This window comes from Stenotrophomonas sp. ATCM1_4 (assembly GCF_004348115.1).
In the GTDB taxonomy this organism is placed as follows: Bacteria; Pseudomonadota; Gammaproteobacteria; order Xanthomonadales; family Xanthomonadaceae; genus Stenotrophomonas; species Stenotrophomonas capsici.
The window spans coordinates 3,169,691-3,186,516 of sequence record NZ_QPFB01000001.1; the positions used below are offsets into that span (position 1 = coordinate 3,169,691).

The window sequence follows — 16,826 nt, forward strand, 5'->3', positions numbered from 1 at the left end:
GACGCCGATCGCGACGGGTACATGACGGCCGGCATCTTCTTTTCATTTGCTTTCGATATTTGACATTTCGAAAGAAAACGAAGATGGTTCGCCTGCACAACAGGAACCAAGAATGGACCTCACCCTGCTTTCCGATCTGTCCAACTGGCAGCGCCTGGGCGGTGCCGATACCGCCGCCGAAATCGCCCAACAGCCCTTGCTGTGGGAGGCGCTGGCCCACGATCTGTCCGAACATGCGCCGCGCCTGCAGGCCTTCCTCGGCGAACGCCTGGACGACCCGCGGCAACGCGTGCTGTTCACCGGTGCTGGCAGTTCCGGCTTCATCGCCGAGATGGTGGCCGACACCCTCAACGCGCAGTGGCCGGCCGAGATCCGCGCCGTGCATACCACCAGCCTGCTCACCCATCCGGCGCTGTACCTGCAGCGTGACCGCCCGACCCTGCTGGTGTCGTTCGGCCGCAGCGGCTCCAGCCCGGAAAGCGTCGCCGCGGTAGAGCGCGTGCGCGCCGACGTGGACGACGCGCGCTTCCTGGACATCACCTGCAATGCCGACGGCGAACTGGCCCGCCGCGGCGCCGGCCGTGCCGATACCTTCACGCTGCTGATGCCACCGGCGTCCTGCGACCGCGCCTTCGCCATGACCAGCAGCCTGAGCTGCATGCTGCTGGCGGCATTGGCCAGCTTCGACCGTGCGCCGTGGAACGCGCGCATCCAGCGTTTGGCGCAGGTGGCCGCGCGCGCGCGCCAGGGCATCGCCGACTGGGACGCCGCCGTCGCCAAGCTCGCGCAACAACCGTTCTCCCGCGTGATCTACCTGGGCAGCGGCCCGCACGAAGCACTGGCCCGCGAAGCCGCGCTGAAGGTGCTCGAGCTCACCGCCGGACGCGTGCTTGCCCTGGCCAACACGCCGCTGGGTTTCCGCCATGGCCCCAAGTCCACCCTCAACGGCGAGACGCTGGTGGTCGTGTTCCGGAGCGTGCAGCCGCTGGCGCGTCGCTACGAACAGGACCTGCTGGAAGAGCTGCGCACCGATGGCGTGGCCGGCAAGGTGCTGTCGATCGGCCCGCAGGTGGACGCCGGCGGCGACTACACGCTGCCGGTACCGGCCCTGCCGGACAGCTGGCTGGCGCCGGTGTGGCTGCCGTTCGCGCAGCTGTACGCGCTGCAGCGCTCGGCCGCGCTCGGCCTGACCCCGGACAATCCCTTCCCCGATGGCACGGTCAACCGCGTCGTCAAGGGCGTGACCATCCACCATGATTGACGCCACCCGCACCTGCTACGGCATCGACATCGGCGGCACCAAGATCGAATTGGTGGCCTGCGACGCCACCCTGCAGGTGACGTGGCGCAAACGCGTTGCGACCCCGCAGGGGGACTATCCGGCCTTCCTGCAGGCGGTGAAGCACCTGGTCCACGATGCCGACCAGGCGCGCGGCAATCCGGCTGTCGCCATCGGCATCGCGCTGCCCGGCGTGCGTGACCGTCGCAGTGGCCGCCAGCTCAGCGCCAACGTGCCGGCCCTCACCGGCCAGGCCGTGGCCCAGGACCTGCGCGACCTGCTGCAGCGCCCGCTGCACTTCGGCAACGACCTGCAGTGCTTCGCCCTGTCCGAAGCGCATGGCGGCGCCGCCGATGGCTACGCCAGCATGTTCGGCGCCATCCTCGGCACCGGTGCCGGCGGCGGCTACTGCGTGCAGGGGCGGCTGGTCAGCGGTTTCAACGGACTGGCGGGCGAATGGGGGCACTGGAGTGTCCCGGCCGGCCTGCTGCAACGCCATCAACTGCCACTGCTGGAGTGCGGCTGTGGCCTGCGCGGCTGCGTCGAGCGCTATGTCTCCGGCAGCGGCGTGGCGATGATCGAGCGCCACCTCGGCGGCGCCGCCCGCAACGCCAGCGACGTGATCACCCTGGCCGACGCCGGCGATGCCCGTGCGCGCCAGGCGCTGGACATCCACCGCGACCTGCTCGGCCACAGCTTCGCCGCGCTGGTGCTGGCGCTGGACCCGCACGTGATCGTGCTCGGCGGCGGCCTTTCGCAGTACGCGCCGCTGTATGAGCAACTGCCGGCCGCCATCGCCGCGCACCTGTTCGACGGCGTGGAGGTGCCACCGATCGTGCCACCGCGCTTCGGCGATGCCGGCGGTGCCCGTGGTGCCGCACTGCTCGTCAGCCAACCCGTCTTTTCCTGATCCCCCGGGAGTCCGTCCATGTCACCGCTGCAGTCCCTGCTCCTCTCCCATCGCCAAGGCCACAACGTGGGCCTGTACAGCGTCTGCTGCAGCAACGAGCAGGTGCTGCGCGCGGCCATGCACGTGGCTTTGGCGCACGACACGCTGCTGCTGATCGAGGCTACCTCCAACCAGGTGGACCAGTTCGGCGGCTACACCGGCATGACCCCGCCGCAGTACCGCGACTACGTGTGGCAGCTGGCCGACGCCGAAGACTTCCCGCGCGAGCGCCTGGTGCTCGGAGGCGACCACCTCGGCCCCAACGCCTGGCAGAAGCAGCCGGCCGCCGACGCGATGGCCAACGCACGCGTGCTGATCGAAGCCTATGTCGCCGCCGGCTTCCACAAGATCCACCTGGACTGCAGCATGTCCTGCGCCGACGACCCCACGCCGCTGCCCGACGCCATCGTCGCCGCACGCTCGGCCGAGCTGGCCGTCATCGCCGAACGCACCGCCGTTGAAAACGGGCTGCCGTTGCCGGTCTACGTGATCGGCACCGAAGTGCCGGTCCCCGGCGGCGAAGCCTCGCTCGAAGGCGGGCTGGCCGTCACCACGCCGGCCGCCGCCGCGCAGACCCTGGCCATCCACCAGCAGGCCTTCGACACCCCACAACTACGCGATGCCTGGCAGCGCGTGATCGCCATGGTGGTGCAGCCGGGCGTGGACTTCGACCACAGCAGCGTGCACGACTACGACCCTGCCGACGCCGGCGAGCTGGCCGACTTCCTTGAGCAGCAGCCGCGCATCGTGTTCGAGGCGCACTCCACCGATTACCAGCGCGAATCCGGCCTGCATGCCTTGGTGCGCGACCACTTCGCCATCCTCAAGGTCGGCCCGGCCGCGACCTTCGCCTACCGCGAGGCCCTGTTCGCGCTGGCCGCGATCGAAGCACAGCTGTTGCCCGCCGGGCAATGCTCGCAGCTGCCGCAGGTGCTGGAGCAGGTGATGCTGGCGCAGCCGAAGTACTGGCAGGCGCATTACCACGGCGACGAGGCCACGCTGCGCCTGCTGCGCGCGTTCGCCTTCAGCGACCGCTGCCGCTACTACTGGGGCGAGCCGGCGCTGGTGCAGGCCGTGGCCACCCTGTTCGCCAACCTGGAAGCCCATGCGCCGCCGCTGGTGCTGCTCAGCCAGTACTTGCCCGAGCAGTTCCGCGCCGTGCGCGCCGGTGCGCTGTCCAACACGCCGGCCGAGCTGGTGCAGTTCCACGTCGGCCTGTGCCTGGCCGAATACGCGCGCGCCTGCAGCGACAACCAGGCCGGCACACGCCGGGAAAACGAAAGCACGCAAACTTCCGTTCTTGCGAAAGGGTAATCTCCCCCCTTTCCTTCCCACCAGAACGAGACCCGACATGCGCAACACCCGCCCGCGACGCCAGCAGATCCTGCAGCTCCTGATCGAGCAGGGTTCGGTGCAGGTATCGGACCTGGTGGAGCAGTTCGGCGTCTCGGCGGTCACCATCCGCACCGACCTGGGGCAGATCGAGTCGCAGGGCCTGGCCACGCGCACCCACGGCGGCGCCACGCTGGTGCGGGTGCCGCCGCAGGAGCAGGACATCCACGAGAAGGACGTGCTGAACCTGTCGCTGAAGGAGTCCATCGGTGCGCGTGCCGCGCAGCTGGTGCAGCCCGGTGACAACATCATCATCGACTCCGGTTCCACCACCATGACCCTGGCCCGCCACCTGCACGACCAGCGCGAGGTCACGGTGATGACCAACGGCTTGAACATCGCCTGGGAGCTGGCCAACGCACCCGGCATCAACGTCCTGCTGACCGGCGGCGTGCTGCGCAAGCAATCGCTGTCGCTGCAGGGCAGCCAGGCCGAATCCAGCCTCACCACCTACAGCTTCGACACCCTGTTCCTCGGCGTGGATGGCCTGGACCTGCAGTTCGGCCTGACCACCCACGACGAGGGCGAAGCCCGCCTCAACCACCGCATGGTCGAACGCGCGCGGCGCATCGTGGTGCTCACCGACGCCTCCAAGTTCGGGCGCGTCAGCCTGCACCGCATCGTCCGCCTCGACCAGGTCCACGCCATCATCACCGACTCCGGCATCGACGACGCCACCCGCGACGGCCTGCTGCAGCAGGGGATCGAAGTGATCATCGCCGAGCCCTCTTCATGACCGACACCCGCTCCCTGCACGGCCGCGTGCTCACCCCGCTGGGCTGGCGCCGCGGCAGCGTGCACTTCGACCAGCGGATCCGCACGCTGCAGGTGGAGGACCACGCCGGTGATGCCGACGACCTGCCGATCCTCCTGCCCGGCTTCATCGACCTGCACGTGCACGGCGGTGCCGGCGTGGACCTGATGCAGGGCGGCGACGTCGCCCGCACCATCGCCCGCACCCATGCACGCCACGGCACCACCACCCTGCTCGGCACCACCATGACCGCCGCGTTCGAGGAAATCGAGAATGCGCTGCGCGGGCTGGCCCAGGTCATCGCCACCCCCGATGCCGACGCCGCGCAGATCATCGGCGTGCACCTGGAAGGCCCGTTCATCAGCCCGCAACGGCTCGGCGCACAACCGCCGCGCACCCTCGAGGCCACGCTGGAATCGGTGCAGCACCTGCATGCGCTGGCGCCTATCAAGGTGCTGACCCTCGCGCCGGAGATCGGCCGGCACACCGCGCTCATTCCCGCGCTGGCGGCAATGGGCATCCGCGTGCAGGTCGGCCACAGCGCCGGCACCTACGAGGACGCGGTGGCCGCGCTGCAGGCCGGCGCGGTCGGCTTCACCCATCTGTTCAACGGCATGACCGGCGTGGACCACCGCAATCCCGGCATCGCCGCGGCCGCCCTGGCCCACGCCGAGTACGCCGAACTCATCCCCGACCTGGAACACGTCCATCGTGGCGTGATCCGCATGGCGCTACGCGCCATCCCGCGCCTGTACGCGGTTACCGATGCCACCGCCGCCACCGGCATGCCCGACGGCGAGTACGCGCTGGGTGAGCAGCGCGTGCACAAGTGCATGGGCTGCGTGCGCCTGGCCAGCGGTTCGCTGGCAGGCAGCGCGCTGACCATGGACCAGGCGCTGCGCAACCTGGTCGATGTTGGCCTGGAGCTGGCCGATGCTTCGCAGCGCGTGTCCACCATCCCCGCCGACTACCTCGGCCTGGACGACCGCGGTCGCATCGCCCCGGGCCTGCGCGCGGACATGGTCGTACTGGGCCCGGACCTGCAGCTGCAGCAGGTCTGGGTCAACGGCCAACCGATCGACCCACGCCCGGCCCTGCACTGACCCCTGTTCCGGTGCGTGCAACGCGCACCGGCATCCAACGCGCAGCCGCGCACCTGCCACCGCTCCCGGAGCGCTCCCGATGACCGATACCGCCTTCGCCGTACCCGCCACCGAGGCCGCCCCGCGCTGGCCGGTGCGCTACCTGCTCTTCATCGCCGGGCTGGGTGGGCTGTTGTACGGCATCGACATCGGCATCATCGCCGGCGCCCTGCCCTACCTGGAGGCCACCGCCAGCCACGCCTGGCAGTTGAGCAGCCAGCAATTGGGCTTCGTGGTCGCCGCGGTACTGCTGGGCAGCGTGCTGTCCTCGCTGTTCGCCGGGCTGGTGGCCGACCTGATCGGCCGCCGCGGCGCGATGCTGCTGGCCGGCGTGCTTTTCACCGCCAGCATCCCGATCATGGCGCTGGCCTCGGGCTACACGCCGCTGCTGCTCGGCCGCCTGTTGCAGGGCATCAGCGGCGGCCTGATCGGCGTGGTGATCCCGCTGTACCTGGCCGAAGTGCTGGCACCGGAACGGCGCGGCCGTGGCGCGGCGATGTTCCAGCTGCTGCTGACCATCGGCCTGGTGCTGGCCGCCTTGATCGGCCTGTACCAGGCGCACGCGGTGGACGATGCCACGCGTGCGGTCGGCCACCTGCCGCTGGCGCAGCAGGCGCAGGAACTGTTCGCGGTGAAGGACCACGCCTGGCGCACCATCTTCTGGAGCTGTCTGCTGCCGGGCGTGGTGTTCTGCGCCGGCGTGCTGTGGCTGTCCGAATCGCCGCGCTGGCTGGTACGCCGCGGCCGCCTCGACGCCGCCCGCCGCAGCCTGCAGCGCACGCTGCCGGCCAGCCAGGTCGAGCGCACCCTGGCCGACATCCAGGCACCGGTGGCCGCACGTGCCGACGGCCAGCGCGACCGCCTGCTCAGCATGCGCTACATGGTGCCGTTCCTGCTCGCCTGCGTGGTGCTGGCCTGCACCCAGGCCACCGGCATCAACTCGGTGCTGGCCTACGCCGTCAACATCCTCAACCAGGCCGGCCTGCCCGGCGCGGCGGCCAACGGTGCCGACGTGGCGATCAAGCTGCTCAACGCGGTGATGACCGTGGTCGCGCTGCTGCTGGTCGACCGCAAGGGCCGCAAGTTCCTGCTGATGCTTGGCAGCGGTGGCATCTGCGTGGCCCTGCTGGGCGCGGCGATGCTGTTCTTCAAGGCCGAGCAGGGGCGGCTGGACGTGCAACCGCGCATCCAGCAGATGGTTCTCGCCGACGGCCTGCAGCTGGAGCTGGATCCCTCGCAATGGCGGCAACTGGCCGGCACCCACATGCGCGGCGACCAACCGATGCAGTTGACGGTGTCCTATGCCTACGGCGGCTTCAGCGACGTGCGCTCACTGCGCAGTGACAACCCCAGCGACCACCTGCTGGGCATCCAGCGCGACGCCACCGTGCGCGCGGACAGCGTGATCGGCAGCTTCTTCCGCCGCCTGCATCTCAATCCCTTCCCGGACCCGGCCGCCGCGGCCGACGCCCCGCTGCACATCGACCAGGCCTGGATCGGCCCGGTGCCGTCGGCGCAGCATGGCTGGATGGTCGCCACCTGCATCCTGGTGTTCGTCGCCTTCTTCGCGGTCGGTCCCGGCGTCTGCGTCTGGCTGGCGCTGTCCGAGCTGATGCCCAACCGCATCCGCTCCAACGGCATGAGCATCGCCCTGCTGATCAACCAGTTCGTCTCCACCAGCATCGCCGCGATCTTCCTGCCCACCGTCGGCCAGCACGGCTACGCCAGCATGTTCCTGTTCTGGGCCGGCTGCACGTTCGTGTTCTTCCTAGTCGCCACGTTCTGGCTGCCGGAAACCAAGGGCAAGACGCTGGAGCAGATCGAGGCGCATTTCCGCTGAGCCCAGGGCAGCCTGCCTGTCGTAACGTTCAACGTGCGGCGGGCATCAGCCGATGGCAAGCTGGAGGCTATTCCCGGTCTCGGCCGGGTCATCGCCAAGGAGCCATCAATGCAGCGTGCACATGCATGGAAGCAGGCCGGCGCGCTTGTTCTCTGGTACTACGCCGGGAACGAGCGCAACTATCCAGGTTGGCATCTGACGGCAGACGCGGAAGGCGGTCACTCGATGATCGCCTTGCTCGACGCACTGACCCACGACTCCGCGCCTGCAACGCGAACCCTGCAGATCACTCCCCCGACGGCGGCGCACCTTGGTGTACCCAACAACAGGGCCGGGGTGGCTTGGCGTACCCCAGGGAAACTGCGGCTGACTTTTTCCAATGATCCACACACCTGGGGACTTGCCATGGAACAGGACCTGGCCGTTCTTGCGTTTGGCACTGAAGGCATGGCGGCAATACGTGATGGACTGCTGGATGTGCTGCAAGGCCGCGGCGACTATTCCATCACTATCCCCGGCGGAACTGGTACACCGCTGTGGTTCTGGTGGTGGCCGAGAACCGCTGCCGGCCGGTAGCCACGGCTGCACGGCCATGCAGTAGAGACCCTCATCCGCCCCTGCGGGGCACCTTCTCCCGGGCGCGGGGGAAGGGATGGGGTAGCCGCGATCCGGCCGTTGGCCGGTGGCCACGAAACCTCGCGCAGACCTCCCTTCTCCCGTTTACGGGAGAAGGTGCCCCAAAGGGGCGGATGAGGGCAACGCAACACACCCACACCGCACAAACGCAAACGCAAACGGCCACCCGAAGGTGGCCGTTTGCTGCATGCAGGCGGACCTGCGTGCGGGTATTACTCGGCGGCGGCAGCCTTGGCAGCCAGGCGGGCAGCCTTGGCCTGCTGGGCAGCAGCCAGATCTTCCTTGATGCGAGCAGCCTTGCCTTCCAGGCCACGCAGGTAGTACAGCTTACCGGCGCGAACCTTGCCGCGGCGCTTCACTTCAACCGAGTCGATCAGGGCGCTGTGGGTCTGGAACACGCGCTCGACGCCGTAGCCGTGCGAGATCTTGCGCACGGTGAACGAGGAGTTCAGGCCGGCGTTCTTGGTGCCGATCACGACGCCTTCGTAAGCCTGCACGCGCTCACGGTTGCCTTCCTTCACCTTCACGTTCACCACGACGATGTCGCCCTGGCTGAACTTCGGCAGTTCGCGGGTGATCTGGGCGGATTCAAACTCCGCGACGATGGACTTGTTCAGCTTGCTCATTGGATTACACCGATTATTCGGGGTGGGCGTGTCGGTATCCGACAACGTGGGCTTATGCAGTCGCCGAATTGCGCTGCACGTTTGTTGTTCTGGCGCCCCATGCCAGCCTGAATGGCTGGTGGGAACTCGCAATTCTAACCTACTGATTACCCTCGGCGCCAGTGGTTGGCTGCAGGCCAGCGGCCTGCGCCTCCCGGGCCTCGGCCAGCAGCTTCCGGTCGGTCTTGTTCAGCCCCGCCTCGTCGAGCAGGTCCGGCCGACGCAACGCGGTGCGCAGCAGCGACTGCTGCCGGCGCCAGCGCGCGATGGCGGCATGGTTGCCCGAGCGCAGCACGTCCGGCACGTCACCCAGCGCGTGGCTGGACGGGTGGCTGTAATGCGGGCAGTCGAGCAGGCCATCGCCCTCGAAGCTGTCCTGCACCGCCGACTCGGCGTCATTCAGGGCACCGTCCTGCAGGCGGGTGACCGCATCGATGATCACCGCCGCACCCAGCTCGCCGCCAGACAGCACGTAATCGCCGATGGAGATCTCCTCGTCCACCTCCGCCGCGAGGAAGCGCTCGTCCACGCCCTCATAGCGTCCGCACAACAGGATCATGCGTGGCAGTGCCGCCAGCTCCCGGACCTTGGCCTGTGTCAGCGGGCGGCCCTGCGGGCTCAGGTAGATCAGCGGCGCCGGTTGCGGGTCGGCCGCGCGGGCAGCCGCCAGCGCGGCACGCAGCGGCTCGATCAGCATCACCATGCCCGGGCCGCCCCCGAACGGACGGTCGTCCACCCGCCGGTAGTTGCCCTCGGCGTAGTCACGCGGGTTCCAGCCATGCAGCTCCAGCAACCCGCGCTCCTGCGCACGGCCGACCACGCCCAGCGCGGCGGATTGCGCCAGGAATTCGGGGAACAGGCTGATGACGTCGACGCGCACGCGGGCTAGAACTCCGGATCCCAGTCGACCACGACCAGGTTGGCCTCGAAGTCCACCGACTTGATGAAGTCGTCCATCACGAACGGCACCATGCGCTCGCGGTCGCCGCGCACCACCAGCACGTCATTGGAGCCGGTGTTGAACAGGTGCGAGACCTGGCCCAGCTTCACACCCTCCACGGTCTGCACGTCCAGGCCTTCCAGGTCGACCCAGTAGTACTCGTCCGGCTTGGGCGGTGGCAGCGCGCTGCGCAGGATGTAGATCTCGGTGCCGCGCATGGCCTCGACCACGTTGCGGTCGTCCACGCCCGGGAAGGTGGCGATCAGGGCCTTGCCCGATTCACGACCACGCACGCCGGTCAGCTCCGATTCCTGCCCCGAGGGGGAGCGCAGGATCCACGGCTGGTACTTGAAGATGGCGGAACGGGGCTCGGTCCAGGACTCGAGCTTCAGCTCGCCGCGCACACCAAAAGCGCCGGCAACCCTGCCCAGCAGGATCCGGCGCTCGGAATCTTTATTCATATGAAGCAGTCGGGGGGCGGGGGGGCGCGGCCCGCCCGCCGAAAGCCCCCCGCTCCCCCCGGCCCGCGCCCCCCGCCGCCGCCCCCCCCGCCCGCGCCCCCCCCCCCCCCCCCCCCCCCCCGCCAGGATCAGGCCGCGACGGCCTGGGCCTTGGTCGCTTCCTTGTACAGGTTGCGAACCTTGTCGGTCAGCTGGGCGCCGTTGGCTACCCACTTGTCGACGGCGGCGATGTCCAGGACAACGCGCTGCTCGGCGCCCTGGGCGACCGGGTTGTAGTAGCCGACGCGCTCGATGTTGCGGCCGTCACGGGCGCTACGGACGTCGGTCACGATGATGTGGTAGAACGGACGCTTCTTGGCGCCGCCGCGGGTCAGTCGAATCTTGACCATGGTGGTGTTTTCCTATGTTGCCCAGTCGCCAGGATGGCGCGGTAAGCCGGCGATTATAGCGATGGGTCCGGGGCATTCCAAGTCTTGGGCCTCCGCCGAAGCTGAACAGACGTTCAAGCCTTCACGCCCCAACCGCCCTAAAGCACCGCCCACGGCGCCTCGCCCAGCGCCCGCTGCAGCAGCTCCAGCAGCAGGTCTGACTGCTCGAACACCTGCTCCCCGATCCGCGCCAGTGGCCACAGGCCGGTGGAATTGCAGGCCACCGCGCCGCTCATCCCCGCCAGCATCGGCACGTGCACCTCGCGCCGCACCTGCCCCTGGCCCAACGCCGCCAGCCCATCCATCAACAGCAGCTCGCTGACCCCGCGCAGCGCCGTTGCCTGCGGCCAGATCACCCGGCCACCATCCCAGAACGCCACGTTCCAGGTGCTGCCCTCGCTGATGCAGCCCGCCGCATCGACGAACAAGGCATCGTCATACCCGGCCGCCATCGCCTGCCGCCGGTAATGGAACAACGGGAAGGTCCCCACATGCTTCACATGCGCCAGCTCGCGCTGGTAGGACACCGGCAGCACTGCGCGTCCGGCCACCGGCATCGTCGCCGGCACGCCGATCCCGATCAGGACATCGATGGGCACGGCCTGCTGCGGCTGCCGGAAGTCGAAGGCACGCGAGAACACGGTGATCCGCACCGATGCATCGCCCACCTCGCAGGCCTCCAGGGCGCGCTTGAGCCAGCGCTGCAGGCTGGCCGCGTCCAGGTCGGCATCGAACAGTTCACGCGTGCCCTGCCGCAACCGCTGCACGTGCAGCGCCCAGCCCTGCACCGCCCCACCGCGTACCTGCAACGAGGTGAAGTGGCCATAGTTGACCAGCGCCGGGGCGAGCACGTCCACGTCCACCGGCCGGCCATTGCAGAACAATCGCATCACAGCAGCACCTGCGCCTGTGCCCACATCGACTGCAGGATACGTGCCGCCGGTTCGCGTCGCGCCATCCACGCCGACTGCCCGGCCCAGGCCTGCATCGCGTCGATCCGGCCATCGGCACCGGCCTGCCGGCGCATGGCGGCGGTCAGCCCCCGCTGCACCGGGTAAGGACGCGGCGCAGGTGCATCGGGAGCGGCCGCGGCGCGCACATACGCGGTATCCAATGCGCGCCCCAGCCGGCCGCTGAAGGCACGGGTAGTGCGCGTGCCTTCCGGCTCGGCGTCCTGCAGGGCCTGCTTCCAGGCATCGGGGACATCGGATTCATCCGCTGCAAGGAAGGCCGTGCCGACCATCACCGCACTGGCACCGAGCACCAACGCGGCGGCTACGCCACGTCCATCGGCGATGCCTCCGGCGGCGATCACCGGCACCTCCAGCCGGTCGGCCAGACGCGGCAGCAGCGCGAACAACCCGACCAGCTGTTGCTCGGCCTGGTCAGCCTCGAATGCGCCGCGATGGCCACCGGCCTCGGCACCCTGCGCGATCACCGCATCGGCTCCGGCGGCCTGCGCCTGCAGGGCTTCGGCCAGCGTGGTGGCACCAGCCAGCCAAGCGATGCCAGCGTCCTTCAGGCGCTGCACCTGTGCCGGCGAGAACACTCCCATGATGCTGGATGCCACCGCCGGTCGCGCCTGGACCAGGGCCTCGAACTGCGCATCGAAATCCGCCGGGCCGGCATCACCGGCACTGGCCGGCACCTCCGGCCCCCACTGCGCAAGGAACGTCCGGGTCGCGGCCTCACCGGCCACGTCGCGGGCAGGCGCTGGATCGGGAATCCAGACATTGACCTGCGCCGGCCCCGCGGACTGCGCGCGGAAGGCCTCCATCCATTCCCCGACCTGCCCCGGCGTGGACAGCACCGCGCCCATCGCCCCCATGCTGCCGGCGTTGGCCAGCGCCACCGACAACGGCACCGGGCAGGCGCCGGCCATCGGCGCCAGCAGGATGGGGACATCAACGCCGAAGCGTTGGCAGAAGGTAGCAACACGCGCGGCGATTGCAGGGTTGTGCATGGCGATCACGACACCAGCGGGCCCCCGGATCAGCGCACCGAAAGGGCGTAGCTCCGCACCCGCTGGCTGTCCATCTCTTCGCTGAAGGTGAAGTCCACATATTGAGCGTCATCGGCAGCCATTGCCACCTCGACCAAGGCCCGGCCGATCTCGCGGCCCTCGGCATCCAGCGCCCTGGCCACCAAGGTGCCAGTGAACGAATGGGACGCGATCACGTAGATGGACGCGTCCCTGGCCCCCATCCCGCAGCTCTTGCCCAGGGTGACCGTCAACCCGCGCGCGGCCATCGCCGGCGCGACCTCGAGCGTGAGCGACGTGCGTCTGTCCACACCCTCGCCAGGGCCAGCCACGAAATCCATGGCACTTCCGCCGACGGCACTTCCCGTGCGCTGGGACGGCGAGCGGTCATCGCCGCACGCCGCCAGGCCCAAGGCCATTGCAAGCAGCCAGATTCCCTTCTTCATGCATGTACTCCTGATCGTTCGGATGACGGCGAAACATCGTGGCTTCCCACGCGCCGCAAGCCTTGTATCGGGAGCATTCCGGCGCCTCCAGCGCCGGCTTCACATTTCAGCGGAAAGGCAAGCCGCCCTTGCCACCGCCCATCGCGCCGAGCATGCCCTTCATGTTGCGCAGCATGCCCTTCATGCCGCCGCCGGCGAGCTTGCCCATCATCTTTTCCATCTGCATGTACTGCTTCATCAGCTTGTTGACGTCGGCCGGCTGGGTGCCGGAGCCACGCGCGATGCGGGCACGACGCGAACCATTGAGCAGGCCCGGGTTGCGGCGCTCCTTCTTGGTCATCGAGTTGATGATGGCGATCATGCGCGGCACTTCCTTGCTTTGCGTGACCTGCTGCTTGAGGTGGTCCGGGATCTGGCCCAGGCCCGGCAGCTTGTCCATCAGGCCGCCGATGCCGCCCATGTTCTGCATCTGCTCGAGCTGGTCGCGCATGTCGTTCAGGTCGAACTTCTTGCCCTTGGCGACCTTCTCGGCCAGCTTCTGCGCCTTGTCCTTGTCGACCTGCTGCTCGACCTGCTCCACCAGCGACAGCACGTCGCCCATGTCCAGGATGCGGCTGGCCACGCGCTCGGGGTGGAACACGTCCAGGCCATCGACCTTTTCACCGGTACCGGTGAACTTGATCGGCTTGCCGGTGATGTAGCGCACGCTCAGCGCGGCACCGCCACGGGCGTCGCCGTCGGTCTTGGTCAGCACCACGCCGGTCAGCGGCAGCGCCTCGCCGAAGGCCTTGGCGGTGTTGGCCGCGTCCTGGCCGGTCATCGAGTCGACCACGAACAGGGTCTCGACCGGGTTGATCGCCGCGTGCAGGGCCTTGATCTCGGCCATCATCGCTTCATCGATGGCCAGGCGGCCGGCGGTGTCCACCAGCAGCACGTCGACGAACGACTTGCGCGCGTCATCGATGGCGGCGCGCACGATGTCCACCGGCTTCTGGTCCGGGGCCGACGGGAAGAACAGCACATCCACCTGCTGGGCCAGCGTCTTGAGCTGCTCGATCGCGGCCGGGCGGTAGACGTCGGCCGAGACCACCATCACCTTCTTCTTGCGCTTTTCCTTCAGGTGCTTGGCCAGCTTGCCGACCGTGGTGGTCTTGCCGGCGCCCTGCAGGCCCGCCATCAGGATGATGGCCGGCGCGGGGACATTGAGGTTCAGGTCGGCGGCCTGGGAGCCCATCACCGCGGTCAGCTCGTCGCGGACGACCTTGATCAGCGCCTGGCCGGGGGTCAGCGACTTGAGCACTTCCTGGCCGACCGCGCGCACCTTGATCTTCTCGACCAGGGCCTGCACCACCGGCAGGGCCACGTCGGCCTCCAGCAGCGCGATGCGGACTTCACGGGTGGCCTCGCGGATGTTCTCCTCGGTCAGGCGGCCGCGCCCACGCAGGCGCTCGATGGTGCCGGAAAGGCGCTGGGTCAGTGACTCGAACATGCGGTGCAACCTGCGGGAATCGTGGATACAGAGCCGCCAAGTATAGCGACCCGCCCGCGAGCCCGCCGGTTCACGTCGCCAGCGGCGGGCCCGTGTGCGAAACTGTGCCGATGACAATCGTTCTCATCGCCGCCGTCCTCTACCTGTTGGCAACGGCCCTGCTCGTGCGCGGACTGGCGATGGATCGCAACGCCCTGCCGCGCACCTGGCTGCTGCCGGCGGTCAGCGCCGTCGTCCTGCATGCCGGCTACCACCTGATGGTGGCGATGCAGACCAGCGGCGGTCCGGACATGCACTTCTTCGCGGCGCTGTCCCTGGTCGGGCTGGGCATGGCGGTGCTGACCACCCTGGTCGGCGCGCGCGGGCGCATGGCCGCACTGGGCGTGGTGGTGTTCCCGCTGGCCGCCATCGGCCTGCTCGCCTACCACGGCTACGGCCACGAACCGAGCAAGGTACTGGGCTGGCGCCTGGCCACCCACGCCTGGCTGGCACTGCTGGCCTACGCCACGCTGAGCGTGGCTGCGCTGCTGGCGATCATGCTGTGGCTGCAGGAGCGTGCCCTGCGCCGTCGCGATTTCCGTCCCTGGCTGCGCGCCCTGCCGCCGCTGGCGGACCTGGAAACCCTACTGTTCCGCACGATCGCGGTGGGCTTCAGCCTGCTGACCCTGACCCTGGTCACCGGCGTGCTGTTCGTCGATGACCTGCTGGCGCAGAAGCTGGTGCACAAGACCGTGCTCAGCGTGCTGTCGTGGATCGTGTTCGGCACCCTGCTGATCGGCCGCCGCCGTTACGGCTGGCGCGGCAGCAAGGCCGTCCACTGGACCCTGAGCGCGATGGCGCTGCTGCTGCTGGCGTTCTTCGGCAGCCGCTTCGTGATCGAGCTGGTGTTGGGAAAGAACTAAACACGCCCGGTACTGCCGCGCCAGGCGCGGCAGCGGGATTCGGGCATCCGCAGGAATCGCCGGCAAGGCCCCGGCGGAGCATGGCTCCGCTCTACGGAGCGCTACGGATCATTCCGATGCCGCCTCAAGCGCCTCGGACAGCCGCTCCACCGCAATCACTTCCATGCCCTTCACCGAGCCGGTCTTGGGGGCATTGGCCTTGGGCACGATGGCGCGCTTGAAGCCGTGCGTGGCCGCCTCGCGCAGGCGGTCCTCGCCGTTCGGCACCGGCCGGATCTCGCCGGACAGGCCGACCTCGCCGAAGGCGATGGTCTTCTCCGCCAGCGGCCGGTCCTGCAGCGAGGACAACACCGCCAGCAGCACCGGCAGGTCGACCGCGGTTTCCTGCACGCGGATGCCACCGACCACGTTGACGAACACGTCCTGGTCGCCGACCAGCACCCCGCCGTGCCGGTGCAGCACGGCCAGCAGCATCGCCAGGCGGTTCTGCTCCAGGCCCACCGCGACCCGGCGCGGGTTGGACAGCGGCGAGGAATCCACCAGCGCCTGTACTTCCACCAGCAGGGGCCGCGTGCCCTCCCGGGTAACCATCACGCAGCTGCCCGGCTGGCGGGTGCTGCCACCGGACAGGAAGATCGCCGACGGGTTGGGCACTTCCTTCAGGCCCTTCTCGCCCATCGCGAACACGCCCAGTTCGTTGACCGCGCCAAAGCGGTTCTTGAACGCGCGCAGCACGCGGAAGCGGCTGCCACTCTCGCCTTCGAAGTACAGCACCGCATCAACCATGTGCTCCAGCACGCGCGGTCCGGCGATGCCGCCCTCCTTGGTGACGTGCCCGACCAGGAACACCGCCGTGCCGGTTTCCTTGGCAAAGCGCACCAGCCGCGCCGCGCTTTCGCGCACCTGGCTGACCGAGCCTGGGGCGGCGGTCAGGGTTTCGGTCCACAGCGTCTGCACCGAATCGGCCACGATCAGCTTGGGCCGCGCCGAGGCCGCGTGCTGCAGGATGTTCTCCACGCCGGTCTCGGACAGCCCGTTGAGGCCCTCCAGCGGCAGCTCCAGCCGCACCGCACGGCCCGCCACCTGGGCCAGCGATTCCTCGCCGGTCACGTACAGCACCGGTAGCGTGCTGGCCATCCTGGCGACCGCCTGCAGCAACAGCGTGGACTTGCCGATGCCGGGATCGCCGCCGACCAGGATCACCGCACCCTCCACCAGCCCGCCGCCGAGCACCCGGTCGAACTCGCCGATGCCGGTGGACACGCGCTGGTGCTCGGTCTGCTGCACGTCCTTCAGCGCGGTGATCTTCGGCGCCTCGACCTTGCCGGCCCAGCCACTGCGGCGCGCGGCCGGCGACTTGGCGGCGGCCGCGCTCTCCAGCACGATCTCGCTCAGGACGTTCCATGCCCCGCATTCGGTGCACTGGCCCTGCCATTTGCTGTACTCGGCACCGCATTCGGTGCAGACGTAGGCGCTGTTACGGGGCTTGGCCATGGAGGTTCCTGCGACGGGGGATCGCAGG

Annotated in this window: 17 protein-coding genes; 8 read left to right on the top strand and 9 right to left on the bottom strand. The window is 68.9% G+C overall.

The features are described 5' to 3' along the window. Positions 1-112 precede the first annotated feature (112 nt). From ATCM_RS14610 to ATCM_RS14640, 7 genes are all read left to right on the top strand, one after another. Positions 113-1,261: an SIS domain-containing protein gene (locus tag ATCM_RS14610; RefSeq protein WP_132865210.1), complete on the top strand. Its 1,149-nt coding sequence runs from the start codon at positions 113-115 to the stop codon at positions 1,259-1,261. After that, positions 1,254-2,189: an ROK family protein gene (locus ATCM_RS14615; protein ID WP_132865211.1), complete on the top strand. Its 936-nt coding sequence runs from the start codon at positions 1,254-1,256 to the stop codon at positions 2,187-2,189. Before ATCM_RS14610 ends, ATCM_RS14615 begins: the two co-directional genes overlap by 8 nt. Before the next feature lie 18 nt (positions 2,190-2,207). Then, complete coding sequence (locus ATCM_RS14620; RefSeq protein WP_132865212.1) at positions 2,208-3,542, top strand: D-tagatose-bisphosphate aldolase, class II, non-catalytic subunit; 1,335 nt, start codon at positions 2,208-2,210, stop codon at positions 3,540-3,542. Positions 3,543-3,579: 37 nt separating this feature from the next. Beyond that, a complete protein-coding gene (locus ATCM_RS14625) occupies positions 3,580-4,356 on the top strand; it encodes a DeoR family transcriptional regulator (RefSeq protein ID WP_132865213.1) in 777 nt (258 codons plus the stop codon). After that, positions 4,353-5,477 carry an N-acetylglucosamine-6-phosphate deacetylase gene (gene nagA, locus ATCM_RS14630; RefSeq protein ID WP_132865214.1) on the top strand — a complete coding sequence of 375 codons (1,125 nt, stop codon included), beginning with the start codon at positions 4,353-4,355 and terminating at the stop codon, positions 5,475-5,477. The genes ATCM_RS14625 and nagA overlap by 4 nt, the downstream gene beginning before the upstream one ends. Positions 5,478-5,556: 79 nt before the next feature. Continuing rightward, positions 5,557-7,356, top strand: a complete 1,800-nt coding sequence (locus tag ATCM_RS14635) for an MFS transporter (RefSeq protein WP_132865215.1) — start codon at positions 5,557-5,559, stop codon at positions 7,354-7,356. A 108-nt stretch (positions 7,357-7,464) separates the two neighbouring features. Continuing rightward, a complete protein-coding gene (locus ATCM_RS14640; RefSeq protein WP_132865216.1) occupies positions 7,465-7,932 on the top strand; it encodes a hypothetical protein in 468 nt (155 codons plus the stop codon). A gap of 272 nt (positions 7,933-8,204) precedes the next feature. On the opposite strand, the gene rplS is transcribed toward ATCM_RS14640, so the two are convergent. The 8 genes from rplS to ffh form a co-directional block, all read right to left on the bottom strand. Beyond that, complete coding sequence (rplS, locus tag ATCM_RS14645; RefSeq protein ID WP_132865217.1) at positions 8,205-8,618, bottom strand: 50S ribosomal protein L19; 414 nt, start codon at positions 8,616-8,618, stop codon at positions 8,205-8,207. A gap of 139 nt (positions 8,619-8,757) precedes the next feature. After that, positions 8,758-9,537 (bottom strand): tRNA (guanosine(37)-N1)-methyltransferase TrmD, encoded by a 780-nt coding sequence (gene trmD, locus ATCM_RS14650; RefSeq protein ID WP_132865218.1) that lies wholly within the window; start codon positions 9,535-9,537, stop codon positions 8,758-8,760. 5 nt (positions 9,538-9,542) lie between these two features. Continuing rightward, the gene (gene rimM, locus ATCM_RS14655) at positions 9,543-10,058 is read right to left on the bottom strand and encodes a ribosome maturation factor RimM (protein WP_132865219.1); all 516 of its coding nucleotides are present in this window, start codon (positions 10,056-10,058) and stop codon (positions 9,543-9,545) included. Positions 10,059-10,186: 128 nt separating this feature from the next. Next, the gene (gene rpsP, locus ATCM_RS14665; RefSeq protein ID WP_132865220.1) at positions 10,187-10,447 is read right to left on the bottom strand and encodes a 30S ribosomal protein S16; all 261 of its coding nucleotides are present in this window, start codon (positions 10,445-10,447) and stop codon (positions 10,187-10,189) included. A 137-nt stretch (positions 10,448-10,584) separates the two neighbouring features. Beyond that, positions 10,585-11,376 carry an aminotransferase class IV family protein gene (locus ATCM_RS14670; RefSeq protein ID WP_132865221.1) on the bottom strand — a complete coding sequence of 264 codons (792 nt, stop codon included), beginning with the start codon at positions 11,374-11,376 and terminating at the stop codon, positions 10,585-10,587. Beyond that, complete coding sequence (locus tag ATCM_RS14675) at positions 11,376-12,449, bottom strand: nitronate monooxygenase (protein ID WP_132865222.1); 1,074 nt, start codon at positions 12,447-12,449, stop codon at positions 11,376-11,378. The genes ATCM_RS14670 and ATCM_RS14675 overlap by 1 nt, the downstream gene beginning before the upstream one ends. A gap of 29 nt (positions 12,450-12,478) precedes the next feature. Further along, positions 12,479-12,913 carry a hypothetical protein gene (locus ATCM_RS14680; RefSeq protein ID WP_132865223.1) on the bottom strand — a complete coding sequence of 145 codons (435 nt, stop codon included), beginning with the start codon at positions 12,911-12,913 and terminating at the stop codon, positions 12,479-12,481. 106 nt (positions 12,914-13,019) lie between these two features. Next, positions 13,020-14,402: a signal recognition particle protein gene (gene ffh, locus ATCM_RS14685; protein ID WP_132865224.1), complete on the bottom strand. Its 1,383-nt coding sequence runs from the start codon at positions 14,400-14,402 to the stop codon at positions 13,020-13,022. Between the two features lie 110 nt (positions 14,403-14,512). Between ffh and ccsA the strand changes: the two genes are divergently transcribed. Beyond that, positions 14,513-15,304 (top strand): cytochrome c biogenesis protein CcsA, encoded by a 792-nt coding sequence (gene ccsA, locus ATCM_RS14690; RefSeq protein WP_132865225.1) that lies wholly within the window; start codon positions 14,513-14,515, stop codon positions 15,302-15,304. A gap of 108 nt (positions 15,305-15,412) precedes the next feature. Here ccsA and radA read toward each other — a convergent pair whose 3' ends face one another. Further along, positions 15,413-16,798, bottom strand: a complete 1,386-nt coding sequence (gene radA / locus ATCM_RS14695; RefSeq protein ID WP_132865226.1) for a DNA repair protein RadA — start codon at positions 16,796-16,798, stop codon at positions 15,413-15,415. Positions 16,799-16,826 lie beyond the last annotated feature (28 nt).

Coding starts and splice junctions, on each gene's coding strand:
- radA (WP_132865226.1), bottom strand. CDS start 16,798: ATGGCCAAGCCCCGTAACAGCGCCTACGTCTGCACCGAATGCGGTGCC.
- ATCM_RS14615 (WP_132865211.1), top strand. CDS start 1,254: ATGATTGACGCCACCCGCACCTGCTACGGCATCGACATCGGCGGCACC.
- rpsP (WP_132865220.1), bottom strand. CDS start 10,447: ATGGTCAAGATTCGACTGACCCGCGGCGGCGCCAAGAAGCGTCCGTTC.
- ATCM_RS14625 (WP_132865213.1), top strand. CDS start 3,580: ATGCGCAACACCCGCCCGCGACGCCAGCAGATCCTGCAGCTCCTGATC.
- ATCM_RS14640 (WP_132865216.1), top strand. CDS start 7,465: ATGCAGCGTGCACATGCATGGAAGCAGGCCGGCGCGCTTGTTCTCTGG.
- ATCM_RS14620 (WP_132865212.1), top strand. CDS start 2,208: ATGTCACCGCTGCAGTCCCTGCTCCTCTCCCATCGCCAAGGCCACAAC.
- ATCM_RS14610 (WP_132865210.1), top strand. CDS start 113: ATGGACCTCACCCTGCTTTCCGATCTGTCCAACTGGCAGCGCCTGGGC.
- ATCM_RS14675 (WP_132865222.1), bottom strand. CDS start 12,449: ATGCACAACCCTGCAATCGCCGCGCGTGTTGCTACCTTCTGCCAACGC.
- rimM (WP_132865219.1), bottom strand. CDS start 10,058: ATGAATAAAGATTCCGAGCGCCGGATCCTGCTGGGCAGGGTTGCCGGC.
- rplS (WP_132865217.1), bottom strand. CDS start 8,618: ATGAGCAAGCTGAACAAGTCCATCGTCGCGGAGTTTGAATCCGCCCAG.
- ccsA (WP_132865225.1), top strand. CDS start 14,513: ATGACAATCGTTCTCATCGCCGCCGTCCTCTACCTGTTGGCAACGGCC.
- ffh (WP_132865224.1), bottom strand. CDS start 14,402: ATGTTCGAGTCACTGACCCAGCGCCTTTCCGGCACCATCGAGCGCCTG.
- ATCM_RS14635 (WP_132865215.1), top strand. CDS start 5,557: ATGACCGATACCGCCTTCGCCGTACCCGCCACCGAGGCCGCCCCGCGC.
- ATCM_RS14670 (WP_132865221.1), bottom strand. CDS start 11,376: ATGCGATTGTTCTGCAATGGCCGGCCGGTGGACGTGGACGTGCTCGCC.
- ATCM_RS14680 (WP_132865223.1), bottom strand. CDS start 12,913: ATGAAGAAGGGAATCTGGCTGCTTGCAATGGCCTTGGGCCTGGCGGCG.
- nagA (WP_132865214.1), top strand. CDS start 4,353: ATGACCGACACCCGCTCCCTGCACGGCCGCGTGCTCACCCCGCTGGGC.